The sequence below is a fragment of the Lentzea tibetensis genome, assembly GCF_007845675.1.
Classification (GTDB): domain Bacteria; phylum Actinomycetota; class Actinomycetes; order Mycobacteriales; family Pseudonocardiaceae; genus Lentzea; species Lentzea tibetensis.
On record NZ_VOBR01000004.1, the window covers coordinates 91,267 to 107,249 of the forward strand.

Here is a 15,983-nt window from a genome sequence, read left to right on the forward strand (position 1 = left end):
GGACGAAGCACCGATGAGCACTCCGCGACTGCTCTCCAACCGCTACGAACTGGGTGAAACCCTCGGCTACGGCGGTATGTCCGAGGTCCACAAGGGCCGGGACGTCCGTCTGGGCAGAGACGTGGCGATCAAGGTGCTGCGTGCAGACCTCGCCCGCGACGCCCAGTTCCAGGAGCGGTTCCGACGCGAGGCGCAGAACTCGGCGGCGCTGAACCACCCGGCCATCGTCGCCGTCTACGACACCGGCGAGACGCAGACCGAGTACGGCCCCTTGCCCTACATCGTCATGGAGTTCGTCGATGGACGAACGCTGCGCGACATCGTCAAGACGCAGGGACCGCTGACCGGCAAGCGCGCCTGCGAGGTCATGGCCGACGTGTCGGCCGCACTGGACTTCAGCCACCGCCACGGCATCGTGCACCGCGACGTGAAGCCCGCGAACGTGATGATCACGAAGTCGGGCGCGGTCAAGGTGATGGACTTCGGCATCGCGCGCGCCGTGCACGACGGCCAGGCCGCCGTCACGCAGACCGCCGCGGTGATCGGCACCGCCCAGTACCTCTCGCCGGAGCAGGCCCGCGGCGAGTCCGTCGACGCCAGATCCGACGTCTACGCGGCCGGCTGCGTGCTGTTCGAACTGATGACCGGCGAGCCGCCGTTCACCGGCGACTCCCCCGTCGCGGTCGCGTACCAGCACGTGCGGGAGGACCCGAAGCCTCCGTCGTCGCTGAACCCGAAGGTGTCGCCGCAGCTCGACGCGATCGTGCTGAAGGCGATGTCGAAGGGTCCGGCGAACCGCTACCAGTCCGCGGCCGAGATGCGCGCGGACCTCGTGCGCGTGCTGTCCGGCCAGCGTCCGTCCGCCCCCGCGGTGATGACGGCCGAGGACCGCACCGCGGTCATGAACCAGCAGAACCAGGCCCGCACCCAGGTCGTGTCCGGCGGCAGGCACCGCCCGGCGTCGCTGCGTTCCGAACCGGACGACGACTACGACCCGTTGGCCGAGGAGGAAGAGGAGCGCCGCGCCAGGCGCAAGAAGGCCCTCATGATCGGCCTCGTGGTGCTGCTCTGCATCGCCGTGCTGGCACTCGCCGCGTGGATCACCACCACGCTGATGAACAACAGCAGCGACTCCAGTGAGAAGGTCCCCGTGCCTCCGCTGCGCGGCAAGGACTACGGCGCCGCGGTCAGCGACCTGAACGCGAAGAGCCTGAAGCCGACTCAGGTGAACGTCGAGTGCGCGCTCACGCCCGGCACGGGCGCCGAGTGCGGTCCGGACGACATCGGCAAGGTCATCGGCTCGGACCCGGCCGAGGGCACGCAGGTCGCCAAGAACTCGACGGTGAAGCTCCGCGTCGGCGCCAAGCCCGGCGACGTCACGGTGCCGGACGTGGTGGGCAAGACGCCCGCCGAGGCACAGCTGATCCTGGAGAAGGAAGGCTTCAAGGTCGCCCAGGACTCGACGCAGATCGAGGTCGACGACGAGGCCAAGGTGGGCAAGGTCGCGGCCACGGTTCCCGCGGGAGGCCTGCGTCAGCCCAAGGGCACCGAGATCAAGATCCAGCTCGGCAAGGCGCCGGAGAAGGTCCAGCTGCCGAACGTCGTCGGCCTGGACGAGGACGAGGCCAAGTCGAAGCTGTCGGACTTCCAGGTGTCCGTCAACGAGGTCGACAGCGGGAAGCCCGCCGGACAGGTCGTTTCGCAGAACCCGCCGGGTGGCCGGGTGGCCAAGGGCTCAGCGGTGACGATCAACGTCTCGAAGGGCAACCAGATCGAGATGCCCGACCTGTCGGGTCTCACCGAGTCGCAGGCGAAGAAGAAGCTGACCGACCTCGGCTGGAACGGTCAGCTCAACTCTCAGGACCAGGCCGTCTCGGACAACTCTCAGAACGGCAAGGTCATCAACCAGAACCCGACCAAGGGGTCGTCGATCGGCAAGCAGACAGCCGTCACGATCACCGTCGGGAAGTTCGGGATCATCCCGCCGTCGACGTAACCGATCTCGTCGAAAAAGGGGGGCGGCCTTCGGGCCGCCCCCCTTTTTTGTTGCTGTGCTTACTGACGCGCTGCCGCGGCGAGCATGCGCATGCCGTTCTCGAGGTGCGCGACCGTCTCTTCCGGAACGTCGAACCCGCACACCTCGAGCCAGTTGGCGAGCATGCGGTGCCCGCCGTCGGTGAGCACCGACTCGGGGTGGAACTGCACGCCTTCGACGGGAAGTTCCTTGTGCCGCATGGCCATCACGATGCCGGTGTCGGTGCGCCCGGTGACCTCGAACTCGTCCGGGATCGTCTCGGGCAGCACGGTCAGCGAGTGGTAGCGCGTCGCGGTGAACGGGTCCGGCACGCCTTTCAGCACACCGTTGCCGTTGTGGTGGACGATGCTCGTCTTGCCGTGCAACAACTCCGGCGCGAGGTCGACGGTGCCGCCCCACACCGCGCCGATGGCCTGGTGGCCGAGGCACACGCCGAAGACGGGCTTGCCCGCCTTCGCGCAGTGTCGGATGACGTCCATGCTCTTGCCCGCGCGGTCCGGTGTGCTGGGACCGGGGCTGACGAGCACGCCACCGAACTCGTCGATCTCGTCCAGTTCGACGGCGTCGTTGCGCCGCACCACGCACTCGGCGCCGAGCTGCGCCAGGTACTGGACCAGGTTGTAGACGAAGCTGTCGTAGTTGTCGACCACCAGCACGCGCATGGCGTCAGCCTAGACGGCGGCCGCCACTGTGATTCTCATCTGCTGGGCCGTGAGTTACCTCATGCATTTTATGAGGTTAGGCTCACCTAAACTGATCGCATGAGCCGCCCTTTGCGCATCGCCGTCGTAGGCGCCGGTCCCGCCGGCGTGTACGCGGCTGACCTCCTGACCAAGTCCGACGCCGACGTGAGCATCGACCTGTTCGAGAAGCTCCCGGCGCCGTACGGCTTGGTCCGGTACGGCGTCGCGCCGGACCACCCGCGCATCAAGGGCATCGTCACGGCGTTGCAGAAGGTGCTGGACAAGCCGGAGATCCGGCTGTTCGGCAACGTCGAGTACGGCGTCGACCTGAAGCTCGACGACCTGCGCCAGTTCTACGACGCGGTGATCTTCTCGACGGGTGCCGACAAGGACCGCGAGCTCGACCTCCCCGGCATCGACCTGCCCGGCAGCTTCGGCGCGGCGGACTTCGTCTCCTGGTACGACGGCCACCCGGACGTGCCGCGCGAGTGGCCGCTGACCGCGGAGAAGGTCGCGGTGCTCGGCGTCGGCAACGTGGCGCTGGACGTCGCGCGCATCCTGGCGAAGACGGCCGACGAGCTGCTCGTCACCGAGATCCCGGACAACGTCCACCAGAGCCTGAAGTCGAGCCCGGTCACGGACGTGCACGTGTTCGGCCGCCGCGGCCCTGCGCAGGCGAAGTTCACGCCGCTGGAGCTGCGCGAGCTCGACCATTCGCCGAACGTCGAGGTCATCGTGCACGCCGAGGGCATCGAGTTCGATGCGGCGTCTATGGCAACGATCCGCTCGAACAAGCAGGTCGAGATGATCGTGAAGACGCTCCAGGAGTGGGCGATCCGCGACGTCGGCAACCGGCCCCGCCGGCTGCACCTGCACTTCCTCGAGGCGCCGGTCGAGGTGCTCGGTTCGACCGAGGTCACCGGTCTGCGCACGGAGACCATGGAGCTGACCGGCGACGGCAACGTGCGCGGCACCGGCGAGTTCACCGAGTGGGACGTCCAGGCTGTCTACCGGGCGGTCGGCTACCTCAGCACGCACCTCTCGGACATCCCGTTCGACCACCACTCCGGCACGGTGCCGCACGACAGGGGCCGCGTGCTCGACCTGGACGAGGTGCCGATGCCCGGCACCTACGTCACCGGCTGGATCAAGCGCGGTCCGATCGGCCTCATCGGCCACACCAAGGGCGACGCGCTCGAGACGATCACCAGCCTGCTCGAGGACGCGGACACGCTGCCGCAGCCGATCTTCACCGAGCCGGACGCGATCGTGCAGTTCCTCGAGCAGCGCGCCGTGCCGTTCACGACCAACGAGGACTGGAAGAAGCTCGACGCGCACGAGATCGCGCTCGGTGCGGCGCAGGACCGCGACCGCGTCAAGGTCGTCGACCGCGACGCGATGATCGAGGCCAGCCGCTGAGCTACTGGGTCGGGGTCGTGACGTTGTTGAACGGGAGCTTGGGCTCGGCCCAGGGGAACACCACGAACATCAGCAGCGCCACGACCGCCAGCACGAGCACGAACGCCGTGGCGACGCGGAGGTAGAGCGGCCCCGGCAGGTGCCGCCAGATCCACCCGTACATCACTGCCCCTTCATCTCGGGCGGCACGAAGCCGTCCTTCTTGGGATACGTCTGGGTTTCCACGGCGTGCACGATGAGCCGTTGCTTGTCGGAGAACCGCGGGTGGCACGTGGTGAGCGTCAGCAGCCTGGCCTGCTGCTCGACCGGCACGGCGTCGCCCTTCGCGTACGGGACGGCGCTGATCACCTCGCCCTGGGTGGGCGCGACGATCTCCTGGCCGACGGTCTTCGCGTACGCGTCGCCCAGCGTCGTCTGCAGCGGCGAGATGCCGGCGCACTCGGGTGTCTTCGCCTTGCCCTCGGCGCCCCAGCCGGCAACCTCGCCGCGCATCGGCAGCACGCGGTAGACGAACCACTGGGTCTGGGTCTCGACGACGATCGCGTCGCACGAGCCGAGCAGGTCGAGGTCGTTGAACGGCGCGCCCTTGCCGACGCGGTGGCCCGCGATCGCGAAGTTGCCGTTCTCGCCGGGCTGGGCGGTGCCGATGTAGTGGCCGGGACCGACTTCCAAGTGCTTGTCCGAGGTGCCCTCGACGATCGAGAAACCCCAGTCCTCGCCGAAGACCGGGATGTACATCTTCGCGAACGCCTTGCCCTCGATGAGGTTCAGCTTCTGCTGGCGCTGCGGGTCGACGGGCGGCGGCTCGACGGTGTTCGAGCCCCATTCGCTGTCGAGCGCGAGCGTCGCGTCCTGCTGCTTGCCCGCGGAGATCAGGTCGGTGACGTAGACCTCGTAGACGACGAAGAGGAGCACGACGAGGCCGGCGGTGATGAGCAGTTCGCCGATGCCGCGCACGGTCTTGCGCACGGGGCCGTCCGGCGGCAGCTCGGGCTTCTCGTCTTCCTCGTAGTAATCGTCGTCGTCGTAGTCGTATTCATCGTCGATGCGAGGAATGACCTCGGTCGGCGCGTCGACGGGCATCGGACGCGGCCGGGGAGGCGGCATGGGCCTGCGCGGCGGGGGCTGCGGAAGGTTGCCCGACAACGTGTTCGTGTACTGCGTGGCGTCCGCGGGTGGAGGTGCCGGCCTCGGGGGCGGTCCACCTTGGAGTCGCTGCAGGTCATCACGGCGGGGCGCCGGACGCCGGGGAGGCGGCTGGTGGGGTCCCGAGCTCACCTGAGAACCTCCGGACAGAATGTGAACGGGCCGGGTCTGCATAGTGGTTCGCTGACCACGTCGGCTACGTTAACGTGTCCATGTAGTAGTGGACGTAAACTAGCGTCACACGGGGATCCACGTCAGGCGAGGACAGCATGCCCAAGTCGAAGGTCCGGAAGAAGGCGGTCTACACCGCACCCACTGACCGCCGCACGCCGGTGAAGGTCAAGGCGGCGGGTCCGTCACATCCGGTCTACATCGCGGTCATGCTCGGCATGATGCTGCTCGGTCTCGCATGGCTCGTGGTCAACTACATCGCGGCCGAGAAGATCCCGTTCATGCTGGAGCTCGGCCCGTGGAACTTCGCGATCGGCTTCGCGTTGATGATCATCGGCCTGTTGATGACCATGCGGTGGCGGTAGCCCGCAATCACCAGAAGTAAATGGTCGGCCCGGACGTACACCGTCCGGGCCGTCCTTTGTTCTCCAGGGGTTTACCCCGTTCATCTGAGTGTCACCGAAGCACACGGCTGTAAGTCATCCCCACTGGGGACAACTCCTGTGGACAACTTTGCGCGATATTGCACAAGCGCCGGTCCGGCCGTTCAGTTGTCCACATTCCGATAAGGGACACTCGACGGTGTGACACGCACCTGGTCCACCCCGGCCCCGGCCATCGCCGCCGCTTGGGCGCTCGCCGCAGTGCTCGCGCTGGCCGCGTTCCTCGCCGATGACAACGCCGGACGCCTCCTGCTCGGCCTGGCCGCGGTGCTGGCGGGCGCACTGGCCGCGTTCGGCTCCGTCGCACGTCCGCGCCTCGCGGTCGACGACACGGGCATGACCGTGCGGGGTCTCACCGGCTCGCGGCACCTGCCGTGGCACCGGGTGAAGGTGAAGCTGACCCGGACCCGCAGGCTCGGCAGGGAGTCCACCTCGCTGGAGCTGGACGCCGAGGAGCACCTCTTCGTGCTGACGCGGCTGGACCTCGGCGCCGATCCGGAAGAAGTCGCCGAGGTCCTGCACGCATTGCGTCCTTAGCGGCGCACCAGACAAGCGGTGTCGCCATCACCGGTCGGCACCACGATGATGTTCTGGTCGATCAGGGCGGAATTTCGCGTCACGACCACAATCGCCAGCAGCACGAGGATCGCCACCACCGCGGACAGCTGCCACGCGTTGCGCTGCTTCGCGGGCGGGTAGACCATCCCGGCGGTGAGCAGGCCGCCGACGACCAGGCCGCCGAGGTGCCCCAGCAGCGAGATGCCCGGCACCAGGACGCTGATCAGCACGTTGATGCCGATCGTGGTGAGCGCGGGTGTGAGGCTCAGCTTGAGCCGCAGCAGCACCGCGAGCAACCCGCCCATCAGGCCGAACACCGCACCGGACGCGCCCGCGGTCTCGCCGCAGATCGTGCCGAACGTGTACGCGGCCGCACTGCCGCCGAGCAACGCCATCACGTAGACGCCGACGTAGCGGAGCCTGCCGAGCACAGGTTCGAGCTCACGGCCGAGCAGCCACAGCGCCAGCATGTTCAGCGCGAGGTGGGCCGGGCCGAAGTGCAGGAACCCGGCGGTGAACAGCCGCCACCACTCGCCGTTCGCGACCGAGGGCGGGAACAGGCTCCACGAGTGGAAGAGCTGGGACGTGTAGTTGGTGCCGATGCCTTGGGCCTGCACGGCCGTCGCGACGAACACGAGCACGTTCAGGCCCACGAGTGCGGGCGTGACGACGAGCTTCGTGCTCAGCTCCGCACCCGCGATCGTGCGAACCCGGCGCACGGTGCGCTGCCCTTCGCGGACGCAGTCGACGCACTGGTAGCCGACTGACGCCTCGCGGAGGCACTCCGGGCAGGCCGGACGGTCGCAACGGGTGCAACGCAGCCCGGTGGGCCGGTCGGAATGACGTGCGCATGCCGGAAGTTCCGGTTGCGCTCCGACCGGCTCACCAGGTGGAACCGGGTAGTTGGTCACGCCCGCTCGATCGAGACCCGCTCGATCTTGATGTCGGTGACGGGACGGTCGCCTGCACCGGTCGCCGCGGCGCCGATCGCGTCGACGACGTTGCGCGAGTCCTGGTCGGCCACCTCACCGAAGATGGTGTGCTTGAAGTTCAGCCAGGTGGTCGGCGCGACGGTGATGAAGAACTGCGAGCCGTTCGTGTTGGGGCCCGCGTTCGCCATCGCCAGCAGGTAAGGGCGGTTGAACTGCAGTTCGGGGTGGAACTCGTCGGCGAAGCGGTAGCCGGGGCCACCGCGGCCGGTTCCGGTCGGGTCACCGGTCTGCAGCATGAAGCCCTCGATCACCCGGTGGAACAGGGTGCCGTCGTAGAACGGGCCGGACGCACCGCCCGAGGCGTTCTTATCGCTGTAGTCCTTGGAGCCCTCGGCGAGCCCGACGAAGTTCGCCACCGTCTTGGGGGCGTGGTCGGGGAACAGGATGAGCCGGATGTCGCCCTGCGTGGTGTGCAGGGTCGCCGTCACCTTGGTCCCGACGAAGGATTCGTTGCTGTCAGCCACGACCCCCATCGTGCCATCCACGGGCAGGAATGTTCAGGAAGGGGCAGGATGGGTACTTCAGGAACATCACTGGCTGACAACTCGTGGAGCACAGGATGGATGAGGTGGACGTCATGACCCGCGCCGGGGAGTCCGTAGGCAAGGCGGTGGGCACCGGCCTGAAGGCAGCCCGCCAGGGTGTCGTTCGTGCTGGTCACGCCGCTGAGCACAAGCTCGCCGAACGCGGAGTGACGACCGACCAGCTCCGCGGCGTGCTCGTCGACAAGGCCGACGTGCTGATGGGCAAGGCCGAAGAGGTGGAGAAGCAGACGCGACGCGCCCGGAAGCGTCTCGCGAAGAAGAGCCACAAGGCCCGCGCGGAGCTGCTGAGCCGGGCGGAAGAGGTGCGCAAGGAGGTCCGCAAGGCGGCCAAGGGCGCCCGCAAGGACGCCAAGGCGCGCGCCAAGGAGATCCGCAAGGCCGCGGCCGGGCTGACGGAGGGCACGCCGAGGCGTCGCCGCCGCTGGCCGTGGGTGCTCGGCCTGCTGATCGCGATCGGTGCCGCCGGGTACGTCGCGCTCACGCGCCGCCCCCAGGAGATCCACCTGCAGGACGACGAGACGCCTGCGGCCGACGAGACCGCGGAGTTCGCCCGCAACGGGCAGACGCCGGCGCGTGAGCCCGTTCAGTAACCGAGCTTGAGGTTCCCGATCGCGGTCTCCGCGATCCGCCGAGCCTTGATCGTCTGCTTCTGGTTGGTCGTCACCACGACAGCGGCGCCGTCCTTCGCAACCGCGTAGACGGCGCCGTTCGCCGTCGCCATGTAGCTGCCCTTCCAGCCCGCGGGCACGGTCGCCTCGTTGGACTGGTCGACCGGCGCGGCCTCGTCGACGAGCGTCTTGGCGATCTTCTTGTCACCCACGTAGACGCGTACGGTCAGTTGGATTTCGGTGGCGTTGGCGTAGAAGAAACACGCCGGGTGCGGCTGATCGGTCGACAGCATCGTCTTCCGCACCAGTTGACCGTTGGCCTCGGCGACGAACTTCGTGTCCAGGTACGGACAGGTCCCATCCTTCGCAGGCTCCGGCTTGGCAGGCACCGTCGGTGCCGCACTCGTCGTTGTCGCAGGTCGGGGCGCTGATTCCGCGCTCGGTGCGCCTTGATGCTCGGTGGTGCCGCACGCGGCGAGAATTCCGAGCAACGGCAGCAGCAGGGCTCGTTTCATAGGAGCAACAGTCAACCAGATTCCGCTACGTGAACTTCATGAGGCACCGTTACATTGGTCTATACCTTTCCCCTGCATGGAAGGAACAGACCCGTGAAGTTCTTCGAGAGCCGCAGAGATCACGCGTTAGCCCTGTTCCGCATCGTCGTGGGCCTGCTCTTCGTGATCCACGGCGCCCAGAAGGTGTTCGGACTTTTCACGACCAAAGCGGCGGTCCCGATCACGCAGTGGCCCGGTGGTCCCGCCGGCCTGATCGAGCTGGTCGGCGGGACGCTGGTGTTGATCGGCCTCGGCACGCGGTGGGCTGCCCTGCTCAGCTCCGGCGCGATGGCGTACGCCTACTTCGTCGTGCACCAGCCGAAGGGGTTGCTGCCGATCGCCAACGGAGGCGAGCTGGCCGCGATCTACAGCTGGGCGTTCCTGCTGATCGCTTTCATGGGCGCGGGTGCGTGGTCGATCGACCATCTCCTGGCGTCGCGCAAGACGCCTCAGCGGGAACCACAGCCGGCCTGACAATGACAAAGGCTCGCGCCCTCTTCGGGCGCGAGCCTCTATTACGTGGAGACGAGGGGAATCGAACCCCTAACCCCCGCCTTGCAAAGGCGGTGCTCTGCCAATTGAGCTACGTCCCCGCAACGGGGGCGGCAGACCGCCCTCGTCGTCACTCCGTGGGAGCGGTGGCCTCGCGCCACAGGTCAGCGTCGGCCTTCGCCGAACGGCTGCGCTTGACGAAGAACAGGACCGCACCGGCTACGGCGACGAGCGCGATGATCTTCTTCACAACTTCCCCTTCAAGTCTGTTGCCCCAACCCAGAGCCACCATACCTGGAACGGCTTGGGTGTTGGGGGCTGAGCCCCCGTGGGAGTAACCACGATGGTCGATAAAGAACCGAGTGGGCCTAGGAGGACTTGAACCTCCGACCTCTTCATTATCAGTGAAGCGCTCTAACCGCCTGAGCTATAGGCCCTCGGGGCAACGCAGAGAACCTTACAACAAGTGCCTGCGCTGCCCCAAATCGGGTGGTCTCAGATCACTCCCGCTCGGAAAGCGTGAGCTCGAGGCCGCCCGCCAGGTCGGCGGACACGTTGTAGACGAACGCGCCGACGGTGGCGAGTGCGGTGAACAGCACGATGTTGACGGCTCCGATGATCGCGGAGACGCCGAACACGCGACCGGCGCTGATGAGCGGTTCGCCGGTCGGCTCGCTCGACTGGAGCAGGTCGTTCGCCGTGCTGTTGATCTTGTCCCAGACACCCATGCCGTGCAGCACGCCGTAGAGGACGCCGACCGCGACGAGCCAGACGAAGAACAGCGCGACGCCGAGCACGAGTGCCAGCTTCAGCACCGACCACGGGTCGACGCGCTTGATCTGGAGGCTGGCGCGGCGCGGGCCGCGGCCGGGACGGCGGGCGCTGGGCGTGGCGGCCGCGGGACGGCCGTTGGTGCCCAGGTTGACCGACGTGCGGCTGCCGAGGCCGAGTGCGGACGCGGCCGTGCCGGTGACGACCGGCCGGGCGACCGAGACGGTGTCCGGCTCGTGCGCCGGGTAGCCGCCGCGGTCCGGGTCGGTCGACGGGTAGGCGGGCGACTCGGCCGCCTGGCCCGACGGCACACCGGAGATCGGCGGGATCGACGCGACCGGAGCCTCGTACGCCGCGGCGTCGCTGGTGACGCGCTGCCACGGCGGCGGGGCCGCCGCGACGACGTCGGGTTCCTCGACGACCGGCGCGACGGGCTGGACCGCCGCCGCCTTCGCCTGGTCCTCGACCGTGACGGGCTTGTCGACCTTCACGGTCTTCTCGTCCGCCTTCGGCTCGACCTTCGGTTCCACCTTGGGCTCGGCTTTGGGCTCGACCTTGGCCTCGGTCTTGACCTCGGGGGTCTTGACCTCGACCGTGGCCTGCGGCTCAGCCTCCGCCTTCGGCTCGTCCTTCTTCACGGGAGGAGGACCGGGCTTGGCCTGAGTCGCGGCGGGCGGGGTGACCGGCTTCGTGACCTGCTCAGCTTTGTCTCCACCCGAGGGCGCCGACTCGGCCTGTTTCTCCGCAGGCTTCGGCGGCGTCGGCTTGGTGATCACCGCGGTCTTGTCCGCGTCCCGACCTTTCGGGTTCTCGGGTGGAGTCACGAGCTGTCCTTAGCCTCTCGTCCGCATCAGTTGGCGTCGTCAGTTGGAGTCGTGGCCGGTTCGGTGCCCTCTCCGGCGGTTCCCTCACCATTGGGGACGTCGCTGGGCTCGTCGGCGTTGCGTGCGACAGCGATCAAAGTGGTGCCTTCGCCGAGGTTCATCAGCCGCACTCCCTTGGTCTGCCGTCCCGCCCTGCGCACCTGCTCGGCGCTGGTCCGGATGACCCCGCCGCTCGAGGTGATGGCGTAGAGCTCGTCGTCGACGTCGACGATGAGCGCCCCCACCAGCCTGCCACGTCGGCGGTCGTGCTGAATGGTCAGCACACCCTTGCCGCCGCGGCCCTGGACCGGGTAGTCCTCGATCGGCGTCCGCTTCGAATACCCACCGTCGGTGGCGACCAAAACGAACAGGCCTTCCTGGACGACTCCGACGGACAGCAGCTCGTCGCCTGCGTTGAAGCGCATGCCCAGCACACCTGACGTGGCACGACCCATCGGGCGCAGCGCGTCGTCGGTCGCGTGGAAGCGGATCGACTGGCCGTCCGCGGACACCAGCAGCAGGTCGTCGTCGGCCGAGCAGAGCACCGCGCCGACCAGCTCGTCCTCATCGCGCAAGTTGATGCCGATGAGACCACCCGATCGGTTGGAATCGAAGTCGGACAGCTTCGACTTCTTGACCAGGCCGTTCTTGGTGGCGAGCACGAGGTACGGCGCGACCTCGTAGTTCTTGATCTGGATGACCTGCGCGATCTCCTCCTCCGGCTGGAACGCCAGGAGGTTCGCGACGTGCTGGCCACGTGCGTTGCGGTTCGCCTCGGGCAGCTCGTAGGCCTTCGTGCGGTACACGCGGCCCTTGTTCGTGAAGAACAGGATCCAGTCGTGCGTCGAGCACACGAAGAAGTGCTGGACGATGTCGTCCTGCTTGAGCTGCGCGCCCTGGACGCCCTTGCCGCCGCGCTTCTGCGCCCGGTACAGGTCGGTCTTGGTGCGCTTCGCGTAGCCGGTGCGGGTGATCGTGACGACCACGTCCTCGACCGCGATCAGGTCCTCCATGGACACGTCGCCGTCGAACGGGATGATCTCCGTGCGCCGGTCGTCGCCGTGCTTGTCCACGATCGCCATGAGCTCGTCGCGCACGATCGCGCGCTGCCGCTCCGGCTTCTCGAGGATGTCCTTGAGGTCCGCGATCTCGATCTCGATCTCGGCGAGCTGGTCGATGATCTTCTGACGCTCGAGTGCGGCCAGGCGGCGCAGCTGCATCTCGAGGATCGCGTTCGCCTGGATCTCGTCGACGTCGAGGAGCTCCATCAGGCCCGTGCGCGCGATGTCCGGGGTCTGCGACCGGCGGATCAACGCGATGACCTCGTCGAGGTGGTCGAGCGCCTTGACCAGTCCGCGCAGGATGTGGGCGCGTTCTTCGGCCTTGCGCAGGCGGAACCTGGTCCGCCGGACGATGACGTCGATCTGGTGCTTCACGTAGTGCCGGATCATCTGGTCGAGGCGCAGCGTGCGCGGCACCTGGTCGACCAGCGCCAGCATGTTCACACCGAACGAGTACTGCAGCTGGGTGTGCTTGTAGAGGTTGTTCAGCACGACCTTCGCCACCGCGTCGCGCTTGAGCGTGATCACGATGCGCATGCCGCGGCGGCTGTTCGACTCGTCGGCGATGTTCGAGATGCCGGTGAGCTTCTGGTCGCGCACCAGCGCGGCGATGTTCTCGACCAGGTTGTCCGGGTTGACCTGGTACGGCAGCTCGGTGACGACCAGGATCGTGCGGCCCTTGGTGTCCTCGTCGACCTCGACGACCGCGCGCATCTTCACCGAGCCGCGACCGGTGCGGTACGCGTCCTGGATGCCCGAGTTGCCGAGGATCTGGCCGTAGGTCGGGAAGTCCGGGCCCTTGATCCGCTCGATCATGGCCTCGAGGGTCTCCTCGTCGGAGGCCTCCCAGTTGTCCAGCGCCCACACCACGCCCGACGCGACCTCGCGCAGGTTGTGCGGCGGGATGTTGGTGGCCATGCCGACCGCGATGCCCGAGCTGCCGTTGATCAGCAGGTTCGGGATGCGCGACGGCAGGACCGTCGGCTCCTCGATCCGGCCGTCGTAGTTGGCCCGGAAGTCGACCGTCTCCTCCTCGATGTCCGCCAGCATCTGCATGGCCAGCGGGGTGAGGCGGCACTCGGTGTAGCGCATGGCGGCCGCGGGGTCGTTGCCCTGCGAGCCGAAGTTGCCCTGGCCGTCGATCAGCGGGTACCGCAAGGCCCATGGCTGGGCGAGCCGCACGAGCGCGTCGTAGATCGACGAGTCGCCGTGCGGGTGGTAGTTGCCCATCACGTCGCCGACGACGCGGGCGCACTTGTTGTACCCGCGGTCCGGCCGGAAGCCGGAGTCGAACATCGAGTAGAGCACGCGGATGTGCACGGGCTTGAGCCCGTCACGAACGTCCGGCAGTGCTCGGCCGACGATGACGCTCATCGCGTAGTCGATGTAGGAGCGCTGCATCTCCTGCTGGATGTCGACCGGCTCGGTGCGGTCGTGCTCCGGCGGAAGGGTCGTCTCAGTCACGGTTCTTGTTTCCTCTTCGCCAGCCGTGGATGTCTAGGGGAAGGACGAACTCACACGTCCAGGAAGCGCACGTCCTTGGCGTTGCGCGTGATGAACGCGCGGCGCGCCTCGACGTCCTCACCCATGAGCACGCTGAACAGCTCGTCGGCGGTGGCGGCGTCGTCCATGGTCACCTGCATCAGCACCCGGTTCGCCGGGTCCATCGTGGTCTCCCACAGTTCGGCCGCGTTCATCTCGCCGAGACCCTTGTAGCGCTGGATGTTGTCGTCCTTGCCGAGCTTCTTGCCCGCCGCGAGGCCTTCCTTGATCAGGCCGTCGCGCTCGCGGTCGGAGTAGGCGTACTCCGGCTCGGTCCGCTGCCACTTGATCTTGTAGAGCGGCGGCGACGCGAGGTAGATGTGGCCGTGCTCGATGAGCGGCTGCATGAAGCGGAACAGCAGCGTCAGCAGCAGCGTGCGGATGTGCTGGCCGTCGACGTCGGCGTCGGCCATCAGGATGATCTTGTGATAGCGGAGCTTCGAGAGGTCGAACTCCTCGTGGATGCCCGTGCCGAGAGCGGTGATCATGCTCTGCACTTCGTTGTTCTTGAGCACCCGGTCGATGCGGGCCTTCTCCACGTTGATGATCTTGCCGCGGATCGGCAGGATCGCCTGGAACATGGAGTCCCGGCCTTCCTTGGCCGAGCCGCCGGCCGAGTCACCCTCGACGACGTAGAGCTCGCACTCCTCCGGGTTGGTGGAGCGGCAGTCCTTGAGCTTGCCGGGCAGGCCGCCGATGTCGAGCGCGCCCTTGCGGCGGACCAGCTCGCGCGCCTTGCGGGCGGCGATGCGGGCCTGCGCGGACGAGACCGCCTTGGTGACGATCGTCTTGGCTTCGTTCGGGTGCCGCTCGAACCAGTCGGCGAGGTGCTCGTTGGTGGACTTCTGGACGAACGACTTCGCCTCGCTGTTGCCGAGCTTCGTCTTCGTCTGGCCCTCGAACTGGGGCTCCTTCAACTTCACCGAGATGATCCCCGCGAGACCCTCGCGGATGTCGTCACCGGTGAGGTTGGTGTCCTTCTCCTTGAGCACCTTCTTCTCGCGCGCGTACTCGTTGACCACGCGGGTCAGCGCGGCGCGGAAGCCCTCTTCGTGCGTGCCGCCCTCGTGCGTGTTGATCGTGTTCGCGAACGTGTAGACCGACGCCGTGTAGCCGGTGTTCCACTGCATCGCGACCTCGACCTCGAGGTCCTCACCCTTGGCCTCGAAGGAGATGACCTTGGTGTGGACGGCCTCGCGCGTGTGGTTGATGTGCCGGACGAAGTCCTCGAGACCGCCGGGGTAGTGGAAGACCCGTTCCTTCACGCGCGCGACGTGGCCCTCGGCGTCGGCCTCGACGTCGGACTCCTCGACCCGCTCGTCGCGCAGGACGATCGTCAGGCCCTTGTTGAGGAACGCCATCTCCTGCAGGCGGCGGGAGATCGTCTCGACGTTGTACTCGGTCGTCTCGAAGATCTCCGGGTCGGCCCAGAAGGTGGTCGTCGTGCCGGTCTTGTCAGTCGGCTCACCCTTGCGCAGCTCGAACGCGGGCTTGGAGCCTTCGTAGCGCTGGGTCCACGTGAAACCTTGGCGCCTGATCTCGAGGTCGACGGCGGTGGACAGCGCGTTCACCACGGAGATGCCGACGCCGTGCAGACCGCCGGACACCGCGTAGGAGTCGCTGTCGAACTTGCCACCCGCGTGCAGCTTGGTCATGACGACCTCGACGGTCGGCACACCCTCGACGGGGTGCATGTCGACCGGGATGCCGCGGCCGTCGTCGATGACCCGCACGCCGCCGTTCGCCAGGAGGGTGACGTCGACCATGGTGGCGTAGCCGGCCATGGCCTCGTCGACGGAGTTGTCGACGACCTCCTGGATCAGGTGGTGCAGACCGCGTTCTCCGGTCGACCCGATGTACATACCGGGGCGCTTGCGCACCGCCTCGAGACCCTCGAGGACGGTGATCGAGGACGCGCTGTACTCACTCTTCTTAGCTGACACGGGCAGGTGTCTCCTCGACTGGTGCGGGAACCTGCCCGCACGTTAATGGTGACGCTCCCCTCGATTCTACCGGGGCACCCCGACAGGATGCCGTCTAGGACACCCCTGATTTGGTCACAGAAGCCCGGAAGTGGACGAAGATGGGTCAGGGCGGCTG

15 protein-coding genes, 2 tRNA genes and 1 pseudogene are annotated in these 15,983 nt (G+C 67.3%); 6 read left to right on the plus strand and 12 right to left on the minus strand.

Features of this window, described 5'->3' with window-relative positions:
• Nucleotides 1–13 precede the first annotated feature (13 nt).
• Nucleotides 14–1,996 carry a Stk1 family PASTA domain-containing Ser/Thr kinase gene (gene pknB, locus FKR81_RS06795; protein WP_146350080.1) on the plus strand — a complete coding sequence of 661 codons (1,983 nt, stop codon included), beginning with the start codon at nt 14–16 and terminating at the stop codon, nt 1,994–1,996.
• A gap of 59 nt (nt 1,997–2,055) precedes the next feature.
• On the opposite strand, the gene FKR81_RS06800 is transcribed toward pknB, so the two are convergent.
• Nucleotides 2,056–2,697: an aminodeoxychorismate/anthranilate synthase component II gene (locus tag FKR81_RS06800; protein WP_146350081.1), complete on the minus strand. Its 642-nt coding sequence runs from the start codon at nt 2,695–2,697 to the stop codon at nt 2,056–2,058.
• A gap of 99 nt (nt 2,698–2,796) precedes the next feature.
• On the opposite strand from FKR81_RS06800, the gene FKR81_RS06805 reads away from it, so the two are divergent.
• Nucleotides 2,797–4,137 (plus strand): FAD-dependent oxidoreductase, encoded by a 1,341-nt coding sequence (locus tag FKR81_RS06805; RefSeq protein WP_146350082.1) that lies wholly within the window; start codon nt 2,797–2,799, stop codon nt 4,135–4,137.
• A 1-nt stretch (nt 4,138) separates the two neighbouring features.
• Here FKR81_RS06805 and FKR81_RS43365 read toward each other — a convergent pair whose 3' ends face one another.
• Nucleotides 4,139–4,300, minus strand: a complete 162-nt coding sequence (locus FKR81_RS43365) for a hypothetical protein (protein WP_186762813.1) — start codon at nt 4,298–4,300, stop codon at nt 4,139–4,141.
• On the minus strand, nt 4,300–5,283 hold the full coding sequence (locus FKR81_RS06810; protein WP_235921354.1) for a class E sortase: 984 nt from the start codon (nt 5,281–5,283) through the stop codon (nt 4,300–4,302). The genes FKR81_RS43365 and FKR81_RS06810 overlap by 1 nt, the downstream gene beginning before the upstream one ends.
• A gap of 269 nt (nt 5,284–5,552) precedes the next feature.
• Between FKR81_RS06810 and crgA the strand changes: the two genes are divergently transcribed.
• The gene (gene crgA, locus FKR81_RS06815; RefSeq protein ID WP_146350083.1) at nt 5,553–5,819 is read left to right on the plus strand and encodes a cell division protein CrgA; all 267 of its coding nucleotides are present in this window, start codon (nt 5,553–5,555) and stop codon (nt 5,817–5,819) included.
• Between the two features lie 219 nt (nt 5,820–6,038).
• The gene (locus tag FKR81_RS06820; RefSeq protein ID WP_146350084.1) at nt 6,039–6,434 is read left to right on the plus strand and encodes a PH domain-containing protein; all 396 of its coding nucleotides are present in this window, start codon (nt 6,039–6,041) and stop codon (nt 6,432–6,434) included.
• On the opposite strand, the gene FKR81_RS06825 is transcribed toward FKR81_RS06820, so the two are convergent.
• Entirely contained in the window at nt 6,431–7,174 is a 744-nt protein-coding gene (locus FKR81_RS06825) for a rhomboid family intramembrane serine protease (protein WP_328593130.1), read from the minus strand. The two genes, FKR81_RS06820 and FKR81_RS06825, sit on opposite strands and share 4 nt — an antisense overlap.
• A gap of 188 nt (nt 7,175–7,362) precedes the next feature.
• The gene (locus FKR81_RS06830) at nt 7,363–7,920 is read right to left on the minus strand and encodes a peptidylprolyl isomerase (RefSeq protein ID WP_146350086.1); all 558 of its coding nucleotides are present in this window, start codon (nt 7,918–7,920) and stop codon (nt 7,363–7,365) included.
• A gap of 86 nt (nt 7,921–8,006) precedes the next feature.
• On the opposite strand from FKR81_RS06830, the gene FKR81_RS06835 reads away from it, so the two are divergent.
• Nucleotides 8,007–8,582, plus strand: a complete 576-nt coding sequence (locus FKR81_RS06835) for a hypothetical protein (RefSeq protein WP_235921355.1) — start codon at nt 8,007–8,009, stop codon at nt 8,580–8,582.
• Here the strand turns inward: FKR81_RS06835 and FKR81_RS06840 are convergent.
• Nucleotides 8,576–9,115, minus strand: a complete 540-nt coding sequence (locus FKR81_RS06840; RefSeq protein ID WP_146350087.1) for a DUF2020 domain-containing protein — start codon at nt 9,113–9,115, stop codon at nt 8,576–8,578. The two genes, FKR81_RS06835 and FKR81_RS06840, sit on opposite strands and share 7 nt — an antisense overlap.
• A gap of 93 nt (nt 9,116–9,208) precedes the next feature.
• Here FKR81_RS06840 and FKR81_RS06845 point away from each other — a divergent pair, with 93 nt between their 5' ends.
• Nucleotides 9,209–9,628 (plus strand): DoxX family protein, encoded by a 420-nt coding sequence (locus FKR81_RS06845; RefSeq protein WP_146350088.1) that lies wholly within the window; start codon nt 9,209–9,211, stop codon nt 9,626–9,628.
• 46 nt (nt 9,629–9,674) lie between these two features.
• Here FKR81_RS06845 and FKR81_RS06850 read toward each other — a convergent pair.
• From FKR81_RS06850 to gyrB, 6 genes and pseudogenes are all read right to left on the minus strand, one after another.
• Nucleotides 9,675–9,747: transfer RNA gene (locus FKR81_RS06850), tRNA-Ala, on the minus strand.
• Nucleotides 9,748–9,779: 32 nt separating this feature from the next.
• Nucleotides 9,780–9,896: pseudogene (locus FKR81_RS44300) on the minus strand (DLW-39 family protein); the annotation flags it as partial.
• Between the two features lie 113 nt (nt 9,897–10,009).
• Nucleotides 10,010–10,083 (minus strand) — tRNA-Ile (locus tag FKR81_RS06855).
• A 63-nt stretch (nt 10,084–10,146) separates the two neighbouring features.
• Nucleotides 10,147–11,241 (minus strand): DUF3566 domain-containing protein, encoded by a 1,095-nt coding sequence (locus FKR81_RS45945; protein ID WP_407936506.1) that lies wholly within the window; start codon nt 11,239–11,241, stop codon nt 10,147–10,149.
• Nucleotides 11,242–11,267: 26 nt separating this feature from the next.
• Complete coding sequence (gyrA, locus tag FKR81_RS06865) at nt 11,268–13,805, minus strand: DNA gyrase subunit A (RefSeq protein ID WP_146350089.1); 2,538 nt, start codon at nt 13,803–13,805, stop codon at nt 11,268–11,270.
• Nucleotides 13,806–13,855: 50 nt separating this feature from the next.
• Entirely contained in the window at nt 13,856–15,826 is a 1,971-nt protein-coding gene (gene gyrB / locus FKR81_RS06870; RefSeq protein WP_146350090.1) for a DNA topoisomerase (ATP-hydrolyzing) subunit B, read from the minus strand.
• Nucleotides 15,827–15,983 lie beyond the last annotated feature (157 nt).

Excerpts from the sequence above, each read along its gene's own strand:
- pknB (WP_146350080.1), top strand. The coding sequence starts at position 14 with ATGAGCACTCCGCGACTGCTCTCCAACCGCTACGAACTGGGTGAAACC.
- FKR81_RS06800 (WP_146350081.1), bottom strand. The coding sequence starts at position 2,697 with ATGCGCGTGCTGGTGGTCGACAACTACGACAGCTTCGTCTACAACCTG.
- FKR81_RS06805 (WP_146350082.1), top strand. The coding sequence starts at position 2,797 with ATGAGCCGCCCTTTGCGCATCGCCGTCGTAGGCGCCGGTCCCGCCGGC.
- FKR81_RS43365 (WP_186762813.1), bottom strand. The coding sequence starts at position 4,300 with ATGTACGGGTGGATCTGGCGGCACCTGCCGGGGCCGCTCTACCTCCGC.
- crgA (WP_146350083.1), top strand. The coding sequence starts at position 5,553 with ATGCCCAAGTCGAAGGTCCGGAAGAAGGCGGTCTACACCGCACCCACT.
- FKR81_RS06830 (WP_146350086.1), bottom strand. The coding sequence starts at position 7,920 with ATGGGGGTCGTGGCTGACAGCAACGAATCCTTCGTCGGGACCAAGGTG.
- FKR81_RS06835 (WP_235921355.1), top strand. The coding sequence starts at position 8,007 with ATGGATGAGGTGGACGTCATGACCCGCGCCGGGGAGTCCGTAGGCAAG.
- FKR81_RS06840 (WP_146350087.1), bottom strand. The coding sequence starts at position 9,115 with ATGAAACGAGCCCTGCTGCTGCCGTTGCTCGGAATTCTCGCCGCGTGC.